Below are 11,797 nucleotides of genomic sequence, written 5' to 3'. Positions count from 1 at the left end.
CCGGGCCGGATCCGGCCACACCCTCGGCGGGTGTCCGCAGCGAGCGCGTACGCGTGCGCGCAGCGGGCACCCGCCGAGGCGTTTTCGGGCCCGACGGGCACCTTGCGCAGGGCCCATCACCTGGCCTGTCATGACCGTATTGCGCGACGGACATGACAGAACGGGCGGACGGCGCTACCTTGCACAGGATCGACCGCACGACCTGGAGGGCCCCTTGCCGTCCCGAACCGACCAGCGCGCCGGCCTTGCCTACGGCCTCGCGGCCTACACCATGTGGGGCCTACTGCCGCTCTACTGGCACCTGTTGAGCGCCGCGGCGCCGTCCGAGATCCTGGCCCACCGCATGCTGTGGTCGCTGCCGGTGGCCCTGGTGATCCTGGCCGCGCTGCGCCGCTGGTCCTGGATACGCCCGCTGATGCGGCAGCCCAAGCGGCTCGCGCTGGTCCTGGCCTGCACCGTGGTGATCTCGCTCAACTGGTTCCTCTACATCTGGGCGGTCAACTCCGGGCATGTGCTCGAAGCCTCGCTCGGGTACTTCATCAATCCGCTGGTGAGCATCGCGTTCGGGGTGCTGGTGCTGCGCGAGCGGCTGCGGCCGCTCCAGTGGGCGGCGGTGGGCGTCGGCGCCGTGGCCGTCGTGGTGATGACCCTCGCCTACGGGCGGATGCCCTGGATCGCGCTCGGACTGGCCCTGTCCTTCGCGACGTACGGGCTGATGAAGAAGGGCATCAAGCTCGACGGCATCGAGGGCTTCAGCGCCGAGACCACCCTCCAGGCGCTGCCGGCACTGGGCTTCCTGATCTACCTGAGCGTCAGTGGGCAGTCCGTCTTCGTCAGCGGCGGGACCGGGCAGGCGCTGCTGCTCGTGGGGTGCGGCGTGGCCACCGCGATCCCGCTGATCTGCTTCGGCGCCTCGGCGATGCGGCTGCCGCTGACCACCATCGGGATGCTCCAGTACCTGGCGCCGACCTTCCAGTTCCTGCTGGGCCTGACGGTCTTCCACGAGCGGATGCCCGCGGAGCGCTGGGCCGGCTTCGCGCTGGTGTGGGCGGCGCTGGTGGTGCTCACCTGGGACGCGCTGCGGAACGCCCGGCGCGGGCGGGCCGCGCTGGCCAAGGCCCGGGCGCGGGCCGGCGAGGCGGTCGCGGCCGAGGCCGCGCGGGCGGCGCGGACCGGGCTCGCCCCGGCCGACCCGGCCGCCGGCGAGGCCGGCGGGCAGGCCGAGCCGGGCCCCGTCAGGCCGTGATGTCGCGGCTGGTGAACCGCGCCCAGGCCGCCGAGCCGAACACCGCCGCGTAGACCGCCTGGAGGCCGAGGTCCCGCCAGATCCCGTCCCAGTAGACCGGGTCACGGAGCAGGTCGGCGAAGGACAGCCAGTAGTGCGGGAAGAGGTACGGCTGGAGGGCCTGGAGCTGCGGTATGCCGTCCAGGATCTGGGCGGTGAGCACCAGGCCGACCGTGGTGGCCATGGCGGCGACGCCGCTGTCGGTGAGGGTGGAGACGAACAGGCCCAGGGCCGCCACCCCGAGCAGGGAGAACGCCACGACGCCCGCGATGGCCAGCGCCCGCAGCAGCCCCTCGCCCAAGGATATGGACGTCCCCGACAGCAGCGTCACCCGGCCCAGGGGGAACAGCAGCGCGCCGGTGGCCAGCGCGGAGAGCGCCACGACGAGGGTGCCGGCCAGGCAGAACACCATGACCGTGGCGAACTTGGCGCACAGCAGCCGGGCGCGGCCGGCGGGGGCGACGAGGAGGTAGCGCAGCGTCCCGGTGTGCGCCTCGCCGGCGATGGCGTCGCCCGCGAGCACGCCGACGGCCATCGGCAGGAACACCGGCAGCGTCACCGCGAGGGCGGTGAAGACCAGGAAGAGGCCGTTGTCGGTGATCCCGGCGAGGAACGCCGGGCCGCGGCCGTCGCCGCCGGACCGGCCGGCCTGGATCCGCACGGCGATGCCGACCAGGACCGGGACGGCGGCCAGGACCGCCAGCAGGACCAGGGTGCGCCAGCGCCGGAACGTGGTGGCCAGCTCGCTGCGCAGCAGATCCGGCGCCCAGCGGGCCCGGCGGGCCGGCGGCGGTGCGCTCGCCGGGGCCCGCGGCGCCGGGTGCTCATCCCGTGACATCGAAGCCCTCCCCGGTGAGCTGGACGAAGACGTCCTCCAGGGACGCCCGTTCGGTGCCGAAGGCCCGGACCCGGACCCCGGCGTGGACCAGTGCGGCGTTCAGCTCCGCCGGGTCCGGCGGCGGTGCGCCGTCCGCCGGCGCGGCGGGCAGTTCGCCGGTGACCCGGTCGCCCTCGGCCCGCAGACCGGTCAGGCCGCGCTCGGCGAGGACCCGGACCGCGTCGGAGGGATCGGGGGTGGTCACCGCCAACCGGCCGCGGCCGGCCGGGCCGAGGACGGCGGAGGTGAGGCCGGCGACCGGGCCCTGGGTGACCAGCCGGCCCCGGGCCATCACCGCGGCGTGCGTGCAGACCTGCTCGATCTCGTCGAGGAGATGGGAGGAGAGGAAGACCGTGGTGCCGTCCGCCGCCAGCTCCCGCACCAGGGCACGGATCTCCCGCATGCCCTGCGGGTCCAGGCCGTTGGTGGGCTCGTCCAGCACCAGCAGCTCGCGCGGCTGGAGCAGGGCGGCGGCCAGCCCCAGGCGCTGCTTCATGCCGAGGGAGTAGGTGCGCGCCTTCTTGCCGGCCGCGGCGGCCAGCCCCACCCGCTCCAGCGCCCGGCCGACCCGCTCGCTCCGGGTGCGCGGATCGGCGGCCGGATCGGCGGCGTCGAACCGCCGGAGGTTGTCCCGGCCGCTGAGGAAGCCGTAGAGCGCGGGGCCCTCGATGAGCGCGCCGACCCTGGGCAGCACCTGGCGGACCGCGCCGGGCATCGCGTGGCCGAGCACCCGGGCGGTGCCGGCGGTCGGCTCGATCAGCCCCATCAGCATCCGGATGGTGGTGGTCTTGCCGGAGCCGTTGGGGCCGAGGAACCCGAAGACGCTGCCGCGCGGCACCGCGAGGTCCAGGCCGTCCACCGCGGGCCGGCCGCCGCGGTAGGCCTTGGTCAGCCCCCGGGTCTCGATCACCCGGTCCGCGCCGTGCGGCGCCGCGCGCTCCTCGTCCGTGACCGGTGGCGGCACGTCTCCCCCAACTCCTCGCGTACGGCGGCCCCGTGGGGCCTCCGGCGGGCAACACCGACCGCGTACGGGCCGCGCCGCTCCCCCGGTGGGAGGTGCGGCGCGGCCCGGCCGCTGCCGTGGCCCGTTACTTCTTCGCGGCGTCGGCCGCGGCTATCAGGGACTGCTTGTCGACGGCGCCCACATAGACCGTGCCGTCGTCGGTGACCAGGGCGTTGACCAGCCGGGTGCTGAAGAGGTGGCCGGAGCCGAACGAGCCGGTCACCTTGCTGCCCAGGCTGTCCAGGAGCTTGCCGGCGCCGCCCTTGGCGAGCTGGTCCTTGCCGCCGGGCGCTCCGGGGGCCTTGAGGGTGGCGACGGACGTCCAGCCCTCGCCGCTCACGTTGAACCCGCCGAAGCCCTTCAGGTCCTTGTGGTCCTGCAGGCCCTTGAGGTCCTTGAGGTCCTTGCCGTGCCGGCCGGCGGTGTGCTCCGCGGCCCGGTCGCCGTTCTCGACCTTGGCGCCCTTGGGCGGGGTGAAGGCGAAGGTGTCCGCGGCCGGGCGGGCGAAGTCGACACGGGTGTAGCCGACGTCGATCGCGGCCGGGCCCCCGCTCTTGGGGGTGAGGGTGAACTTCAGCGGAACGCCGTTGGCGGCGTCCACCGCGACCCGGATCGAACCGACCGTGGAACCGGCCTGCTTGGGGGTGATGACGAGCTGGTACGCGTCCCGCCCGGCGACCTTGGCGGTGTCGCCGACCGTCACCGAGGTGGTCTTCCCGGCCGCCTTCAGGGCCTCCTTGGCGAGCTCCTGGGGCGTGGCGTTCTGCAGGCCCTTGGGGAGGGCCCGGGGCGCGCCGTGCTCGGTGCCGTGGTGGGCGTCACGGGGGGCGGTGCGGTGCATGACGGTGTTGCTGCCGCTGTCGTACGCCCAGACGTCGGCGCCGTTGTGGACGAGGGTGTAGTCGGCGGACTTGCCCACGATCGACACCCGCTGCCGGTCGGGGCCGTCGGCGGCGACCCGCAGGGTGTGCGTCCCGGACGCCAGCTCGGTCAGCTTGCTCTGCGGCGACGCGGAGGCGCCCGGGTGGCCGCCCTGCTCGCCGCCGGCGAAGCCACCGGCGCCCACACCGCCCGGCAGGGCGGGCAGGCCGAGGTCGGTGGTGACCTGGACCGTGCCGGACAGCTGCTGGACGTCGGACTTGGCGATCTTCGCTATCAACTCCTGGGCGGAGATCTTCGGCAGGTCCGGAGAACCGGATCCGGCGAAGGCCGGGACCAGCCCGACCGTCGCGGCCGCCACCCCCGCCACCGCGACCGGCACGGCATACCGCACCGCCTTACGGCGCTTCGAGGAGCGTCCCCCGTCCCATTCCCCGGTGACCTCAGTTGGTTCGTTCCGTGGCATCTGGCCTACCTCCGTCGTGTGCGGCGGTGCTGCGTCGTCCACTGGTCCACGCGCCGGACCATGATGGCCCGCCCCGCCGCTTCGTGGTGCTCTCCATCCCACCAAAAGTCGGGTACGACGGCGTCAACCCGCAGGGCCAACTCCACGTAATGCTCTGGGATGACACCGGACCGCCGCACGGCGGAGCACGTACGACCACGGGCGCAGCCGCGTGGTGGGGATGCCCTAGGGGAAGCCGGAAAAGTCCGGGGGATCAGGCGAATCCGGAAACGCCCCGACCGGCCGTCGGAAGCCGACGCCCGCCGGCTGCTGCTCGACGGCCGGCGGCCGGCACGTGAAGATTCCCGGGCGCGGCCCCCGGGCGGCGGCTCATCCCGCCCGGTGCACCACCGTGTCGCACAGCCCCTCCAGGGCCGTCTTCGCCATGCACTCCGGCAGCGGCGCCAGCGTCGCGCGGGCGTCCTCGGCGTAGCGCACGGTGTCCCGGCGGGCCAGCTCCAGCGCCGGGTGGGCGCGCAGCCCGGCCAGCGCCTCGGCGTGCCGGGCGTCGTCGGTGAGGTCGCCGGCCAGCAGCTCGCACAGCGCACGGTCCTCGGCGGTGCCGGCCTCGGACTCGGCGAGCGCCCGCAGCCGCAGCACGGGCAGCGTCGGGATGCCCTCGCGCAGGTCCGTACCGGGCGTCTTGCCGGACTCGTGCGAGTCGCTGGCGATGTCCAGGACGTCGTCGGCCAGCTGGAAGGCCGTGCCCAGCCGCTCGCCGTACTGGGTCAGGACGTTGACGGTCGACTCGTCGGCGCCCGACATCATCGCGCCGAAGCGGCCGGAGACGGCGATCAGCGAACCGGTCTTGCCGGACAGGACGTCGAGGTAGTGCTCGATCGGGTCGCGGCCGTCCCGCGGCCCCGCGGTCTCCAGGATCTGGCCGGTCACCAGGCGCTCGAACGCCTCGGCCTGGATCCGGACCGCGTCGGGGCCGAGGTCGGCGAGGATGTGCGAGGCGCGGGAGAAGAGGAAGTCGCCGGTGAGCACCGCGACGGAGTTGCCCCAGCGGGCGTTGGCGCTGGCCACGCCGCGGCGCACCTCGGCCTCGTCCATCACGTCGTCGTGGTAGAGCGTCGCCAGGTGCGTCAGCTCCACGACGACGGCCGAGGGGACCACACCGGGGCTGTGGGGGTCGCCGAACTGGGCGGCCAGCATCACCAGCAGCGGGCGGAACCGCTTGCCGCCGGCGCGCACCAGATGCTGCGCGGCCTCGGTGATGAACGGCACATCGCTCTTGGTGGCCTCCAGCAGTCCCTCCTCGACAGCCGCCAACCCGGCCTGGACATCGGCTTCGAGAGCCTTGTCCCGCACGCTCAGCCCAATGGGCCCGACGACGGTCACGAGGGGTACTCCTGTCTGCTGACGATCAAACCGAATGTCGATCTGTCGCTGTCTCCACCATTGGCCAGCGTATCCGGTCACGGTTGGATCACCGCGAGCGCCCGCCCCCCGAACCACTCGGCCAGCACAGAAGCCGTCCCGAGAGTATGTTCCTGATCGCTTTCCGCACGGTTCTGCACGGGAATGATGGGACAGCAGGGGCACAAGGTGTCTCAGGAGCCCCTGGCGTCACAGTGGTAACCGGCGGACCGGGCCCCACAGGGGGCTTGGACACCCGTGGCCGGATCGCGTCGTTCACTCGCTCCGGTAGCGAACGGAGCGGAAGGCGCCCCTCCCTCACCCCGGCACCACGTCCACCACGGCCCCCGCACCACCCCCGGCAGCCGGCCCCGCCCCACCAAATGGCGAGGGATCACACGGTGCTTCCCACAATCCTCCGGAATATCGCGGCATCCTCCGGCATCAGCGGATCGGGGCACCACGGCCGGCCGCCCGGCCCGCCGCTTCCGGTCAGGGACCGCCCGTTCCCCGCCGAGGGCCACCCCGTTGATCGCCAACGGCCGTACCCTGATCGCCGGACCACGGCCCACAAGGCGCCCCCGCACACCGCAGTTCGGGCGGGGCGCCCCACGGACCGCCCGCCCACCGGCGACGACGAACGCGAGGAGCAGTGTCCATGCCCGAGCAGAACCCGTTCGACCTGGCGGAAGGCGACCCCTTCGGCCCGCACACCCTTCCCTACGGCGTCTTCAGCACCGCCGACGCACCCGGACTGCGCCGGCTCGGCGTCCGCTACGGCCGCCACGTCCTCGACCTGGCCGCCCTCCCGGACGCCCTGCCGGACGTCGTCCCCGCCGCGCACGCCGCCCTGCTCGGCGCCGCCACCCTCAACCCCCTGCTGGCCGCCGGCCGCCCCGTCTGGCAGGAGGTCCGCGCGGCCGTCCGCACCGCCGTGACCGACCCCGCGCACCGCACCGCGGTGGCCCCGCTGCTGCGCTCGCTGGACGACGTCACCCTCCATCTGCCCTTCGAGGTCGCCGACTACGTCGACTTCTACGCCAGCGAGCACCACGCCACCAACGTCGGCCGGATCTTCCGCCCCAACGGCGCCGCCCTGCCGCCCAACTGGAAGCACCTGCCGATCGGTTACCACGGCCGGGCCGGCACCGTCGTGGTGTCCGGCACCCCGGTGGTACGGCCGCACGGCCAGCGCAAGACCCCGGCCGACGCCGCACCGGTCTTCGGCCCGTCCACCCGCCTGGACATCGAGGCCGAGGTCGGCTTCGTCGTCGGCACGCCCTCCGCGCTCCACACCCCGGTGGGCCTGGACGACTTCCGGGACCACGTCTTCGGCGTCTGCCTGGTCAACGACTGGTCCGCCCGCGACATCCAGGCCTGGGAGTACATGCCGCTCGGCCCGTTCCTCGGCAAGTCCTTCGCCACCTCCGTCTCCGCCTGGATCACGCCGCTGGACGCCCTCGACGCGGCCCGGACGGCGCCGCCCACCCGGGACGTGCCGCCGCTGCCGTACCTGGACGACAGCGCCACCGAACCGGGCGGCATCGACCTGCGGATCGAGGTGCTGCTCAACGGCGAGGCGCTCTCCCACCCGCCGTTCTCCGCGATGTACTGGACGGCCGCCCAGCAGCTGGCCCATATGACGGTCAACGGCGCCTCGCTGCGCACCGGCGACCTCTACGCCTCCGGCACCGTCTCCGGTCCCGAACCCGGCCAGCTCGGCTGCCTGTTGGAGCTCACCGAGGGCAAGGGCCCCTTCCTCCAGGACGGCGACGAGGTCACCCTCACCGCCTGGGCCCCCGGCCCGGACGGCGCCCGGATCGGACTCGGCGAGGTCACCGGCCGGGTGCTGCCGGCCCGTGACCTCCCGGCGCACCTGACCGAACAGGCCGCAGGGGAGCGGGAGTCCGCGGCGGCGAACTGACCGCGCCGGCCGCCCGGCGGTCGCCCCGGCCCGCTGCTAGCCTCACGTCTCCCTGTCCCACAACGGAGGAGACGTACGTGCGCAAGGCAGCGCAGTTCGCCGGGGCGACCGCCGTCGCCGCGCTGCTGCTCAGCGGTTGCGGAAGCAGCAGCGACAGCAGCAAGAACGCGGACACCCCGAGCAAGTCGCCCCAGACCGGCCCGTCGACGCCGGGCGGCGACGGCAAGGCCGCGGACCCCGGTGCCGTCGAGGGCGCCTGGAAGAGCGGCTCCTCCGCCAGCCCGCTGGTCCTGGTGGTCTCCCAGGGCACCGTCGCGTTCAGCAACGGGCACGAGTCCGCCTGCATGGGCAAGGTCGAGAAGATGGCCGGGATGACCATGGCCGTCCTCAAGTGCACCGACGGCTCCACCAGCCACACCATGGGCACCCTCAAGCCCGGCGCGGACGGCAAGTCCCTGACCGTCCGGTGGAAGGGCGGCCCGACCGAGACGTACACCAAGTCCGAGGACGGCAGCGTCAAGATCCCGGGCATGCCGAAGCTGCCGGACCTGCCCAAGAGCTGACCTCAGCGCCTCGGCGCCCCCGCACAACGGCCGCCGTCCGGCGCCCCCTTGGGGCACCGGACGGCGGCCGCGCGCTGCACGGGCGGTTCAGCGGATGAAGACCCCCGCCTGCCCGGCCAGATCGAGGAAGTACTGCGGGGCCAGGCCCAGCACCAGCGTGGCCGTGACGCCGACCGCGATGGCGGTGGACGTCAGAAGGCTGGGCACCGCGACCGTGGGGCCGTCCGCCGCGGGCTCGCTGAAGAACATCAGCACGATCACCCGGATGTAGAAGAACGCCGCGATCGCCGAGGCGATCACACCGACCACCACCAGCCAGCCCGCGCCGCTGGCCGCCGCCGCCTTGAACACCGCGAACTTCCCGGCGAACCCGGACGTCAGCGGGATGCCCGCGAAGGCCAGCAGGAAGACCGCGAAGACCGCGGCCACCAGCGGCGAACGCCGGCCGAGCCCGGCCCACTTGGACAGGTGGGTGGCCTCGCCGCCGGCGTCCCTGACCAGCGTCACCACGGCGAACGCGCCGAGCGTGACGAAGGAGTACGCCGCCAGATAGAAGAGCACCGAGGAGATGCCGTCCTTACTGGTGGCGATGACGCCGGCGAGGATGAACCCGGCATGCGCGATGGAGGAGTAGGCCAGCAGCCGCTTGATGTCGGTCTGGGTGATGGCCAGGACCGCACCGCCCAGCATCGTCAGGATCGCCACGCCCCACATCACCGGCCGCCAGTCCCACCGCATCCCCGGCAGGGCGACGTAGAGCAGCCGCAGCAGCGCGCCGAACGCGGCGACCTTGGTGGCGGCCGCCATGAAGCCCGTCACCGGCGTCGGCGCGCCCTGGTAGACGTCCGGCGTCCACATGTGGAAGGGCACCGCGCCGACCTTGAACAGCAGGCCCATCAGCACCAGTGCCCCGCCGATCAGCAGCAGCGCGTCATTGCCCATCGTGCCGGCCAGCGCCGGGTCGATCTGCCGGGCGCCGTCCGAGATCACCTCGGCGATCCCGGCGTACGTCACGGTGCCGGCGTAGCCGTAGAGCAGGGCCACGCCGAACAGCAGGAAGGCCGAGGAGAAGGCGCCGAGGAGGAAGTACTTCACCGCGGACTCCTGCGAGAGCAGCCGCTGGCGGCGGGCCAGCGCGCACAGGACGTACAGCGGGAGGGAGAAGACCTCCAGGGCGATGAAGAGCGTCAGCAGGTCGTTGGCCGCCGGGAAGACCAGCATGCCGCCGACCGCGAAGAGCAGCACCGGGAAGACCTCGGAGGTGGTGAACCCGGCCTTGATCGCGGCCCGTTCGGCCTCCCCGCCGGGGGCGGCCGCGGGCTGCGCGGCGAAGGAGTCCACCGGCTTGCCGTCCGCCGCCGGCTCCAGCCGGCGCTCGGCGAAGGTGAAGACCGCGATCAGCGACACCAGCAGGATCGTGCCCTGGAGGAACAGCGCCGGGCCGTCCACGGCGATCGCGCCCATCGCGGCCAGATGCGCCTTGGACGAGCCGAAGCCGGCCGCCGCCAGGCCGATCACCGCGGCGAACGCGGCGGCCAGCGCCACCACCGTCAGCAGCAGCTGGGCGTAGTGGCGGCCGCGGCGCGGCCAGAACGCCTCGATCAGGATGCCGACCACCGCGGCACCCAGGACGATGAGCGTCGGCGAGAGCTGGACATACTCGATTTTCGGGGCCGGGATCCTGCCCGGCGCACCGGCCGCCGCCGTCCACAGGCTGTGGACACTTGCCACGGAACTCACTTCGCGGCCTCCACGTCTTGGGTCTGCGCGGTCTGGCCGTGCCGGCCTGCGCCGGGCACGGCGTCCACCTGCACGGTGGGCTTGGGGTCCTTCTTGTCCACGACGGACAGGGTGTGCTGGACCGCCGGGTTGACGATGTCGGTCAGCGGCTTGGGGTACACCCCGAGGAAGAGCAGCAGCGCGATCAGCGGCGCGACCACCACCAGCTCCCGCGCCCTGAGGTCGGGCATCTTGCCGACCTCCGCCCTGACCGGGCCGGTCATCGTCCGCTGGTAGAGGACCAGGACGTAGAGCGCGGCCAGGACGATGCCGAGGGTGGCGATGATCCCGATCACCGGATAGCGGCTGAACGTGCCGACCAGGACCAGGAATTCGCTGACGAAGGGCGCCAGGCCGGGCAGCGACAGGGTGGCCAGACCGCCGACGAGGAAGGTGCCGGCGAGGATCGGGGCGACCTTCTGGACGCCGCCGAAGTCCGCGATCAGCCGCGAACCGCGGCGGCTGATCAGGAAGCCGGCCACCAGCATCAGCGCGGCGGTCGAGATGCCGTGGTTGACCATGTAGAGCGTCGCGCCGCCCTGGCCCTGGGACGTCATCGCGAAGATGCCCAGGATGATGAAGCCGAAGTGGGAGATCGAGGCGTAGGCGATCAGCCGCTTGATGTCCCGCTGGCCGACCGCCAGCAGCGCGCCGTAGACGATGCTGATCAGCGCCAGTACCAGGATCACCGGGGTGGCCCAGCTGCTGGCCTCCGGGAAGAGCTGGAGGCAGAAGCGCAGCATCGCGAAGGTGCCGACCTTGTCGACCACCGCGGTGATCAGCACCGCGACCGGGGAGGTCGCCTCGCCCATGGCGTTGGGCAGCCAGGTGTGCAGCGGCCACAGCGGCGCCTTCACCGCGAAGGCGAAGAAGAAGCCGAGGAAGAGCAGCCGCTCGGTGCCGGTGCCCAGGTGCAGCGCGCCGGACGCCCGGGCCTGGACGATCTCCGTCAGCGAGAAGGTGCCGGCGCCCAGCTGACGGGCGGTGACGGCGTACAGCCCGATCACCGCGGCCAGCATGATCAGGCCGCCGGCGAGGTTGTAGAGCAGGAACTTCACCGCGGCGTACGACCGCTGGGCGGCGTCCTGCTCCTCACCGCGCCCGCCGGCCCGGTCCCCGAAGCCGCCGATGAGGAAGTACATCGGGATCAGCATGGCTTCGAAGAAGAGGTAGAAGAGGAAGACGTCGGTGGCCTCGAAGGAGAGCACCACCATCGCCTCGACGGCCAGGACCAGCGCGAAGAAGCCCTGGGTGGGCCGCCAGCGGCGGTTGGGCCGGTCGCCCTCCAGGGGGTCGGCGTCGTGCCAGCCCGCCAGCATGACGAACGGGACCAGCAGCGCGGTCAGCGCGATCAGGGCGACCGCGATGCCGTCCACGCCGAGGTCGTAGCGGACGCCGAAGTCCCGGATCCAGGCGTGGGATTCGGTGAGCTGGAACGGACCCGCGGCACCGGGCCGGAAGCGCACCGCGATCACCACCGCCAGCACCAGGGTGGCCAGCGAGAACAGCAGCGCCAGCCACTTGGCGGCGGTGCGCTTGGCGGCGGGCACCGCGGCGGTGGCGATCGCGCCGATCGCCGGCACCGCGGCGGTCGCCGTCAGCAGGGGAAACGACATGGCT

The 11,797-nt window shown here is 73.0% G+C and carries 9 protein-coding genes; 3 read left to right on the top strand and 6 right to left on the bottom strand.

The genetic code is table 11. The features are described 5' to 3' along the window. The first annotated feature begins 214 nt into the window (after positions 1 to 214). Entirely contained in the window at positions 215 to 1,246 is a 1,032-nt protein-coding gene (rarD, locus tag ACIQE0_RS12670; RefSeq protein ID WP_366340184.1) for an EamA family transporter RarD, read from the top strand. Here rarD and ACIQE0_RS12665 read toward each other — a convergent pair. The 4 genes from ACIQE0_RS12665 to ACIQE0_RS12650 all read right to left on the bottom strand — a co-directional run bounded on the left by ACIQE0_RS12665 (position 1,236) and on the right by ACIQE0_RS12650 (position 5,893). Continuing rightward, positions 1,236 to 2,123, bottom strand: coding sequence for an ABC transporter permease (locus tag ACIQE0_RS12665; RefSeq protein WP_366340182.1), 888 nt, complete (start codon positions 2,121 to 2,123; stop codon positions 1,236 to 1,238). The two genes, rarD and ACIQE0_RS12665, sit on opposite strands and share 11 nt — an antisense overlap. Next, complete coding sequence (locus ACIQE0_RS12660; protein WP_402331162.1) at positions 2,110 to 3,126, bottom strand: ABC transporter ATP-binding protein; 1,017 nt, start codon at positions 3,124 to 3,126, stop codon at positions 2,110 to 2,112. The genes ACIQE0_RS12665 and ACIQE0_RS12660 overlap by 14 nt, the downstream gene beginning before the upstream one ends. A gap of 124 nt (positions 3,127 to 3,250) precedes the next feature. Beyond that, positions 3,251 to 4,510, bottom strand: coding sequence for an outer membrane lipoprotein carrier protein LolA (locus ACIQE0_RS12655; RefSeq protein WP_402331161.1), 1,260 nt, complete (start codon positions 4,508 to 4,510; stop codon positions 3,251 to 3,253). 369 nt (positions 4,511 to 4,879) lie between these two features. Then, positions 4,880 to 5,893 carry a polyprenyl synthetase family protein gene (locus tag ACIQE0_RS12650; RefSeq protein WP_366340176.1) on the bottom strand — a complete coding sequence of 338 codons (1,014 nt, stop codon included), beginning with the start codon at positions 5,891 to 5,893 and terminating at the stop codon, positions 4,880 to 4,882. A gap of 676 nt (positions 5,894 to 6,569) precedes the next feature. Between ACIQE0_RS12650 and fahA the strand changes: the two genes are divergently transcribed. Together fahA and ACIQE0_RS12640 are read left to right on the top strand one after the other, a co-directional pair. After that, a complete protein-coding gene (gene fahA / locus ACIQE0_RS12645; protein WP_402331159.1) occupies positions 6,570 to 7,835 on the top strand; it encodes a fumarylacetoacetase in 1,266 nt (421 codons plus the stop codon). Between the two features lie 77 nt (positions 7,836 to 7,912). Beyond that, positions 7,913 to 8,398 (top strand): hypothetical protein, encoded by a 486-nt coding sequence (locus ACIQE0_RS12640; RefSeq protein WP_366340172.1) that lies wholly within the window; start codon positions 7,913 to 7,915, stop codon positions 8,396 to 8,398. 87 nt (positions 8,399 to 8,485) lie between these two features. Here the strand turns inward: ACIQE0_RS12640 and nuoN are convergent, their stop codons facing one another. Then, positions 8,486 to 10,138, bottom strand: coding sequence for an NADH-quinone oxidoreductase subunit NuoN (gene nuoN / locus ACIQE0_RS12635; RefSeq protein WP_402331157.1), 1,653 nt, complete (start codon positions 10,136 to 10,138; stop codon positions 8,486 to 8,488). Further along, positions 10,135 to 11,793, bottom strand: a complete 1,659-nt coding sequence (locus ACIQE0_RS12630) for an NADH-quinone oxidoreductase subunit M (protein ID WP_366336239.1) — start codon at positions 11,791 to 11,793, stop codon at positions 10,135 to 10,137. Before ACIQE0_RS12630 ends, nuoN begins: the two co-directional genes overlap by 4 nt. Between the last annotated feature and the right edge of the window lie 4 nt (positions 11,794 to 11,797).

The sequence above is a fragment of the Streptomyces sp. NPDC093097 genome (assembly GCF_044754325.1).
GTDB lineage: Bacteria > Actinomycetota > Actinomycetes > Streptomycetales > Streptomycetaceae > Streptomyces.
This window is presented reverse-complemented; position numbering and strand designations above follow the sequence as displayed.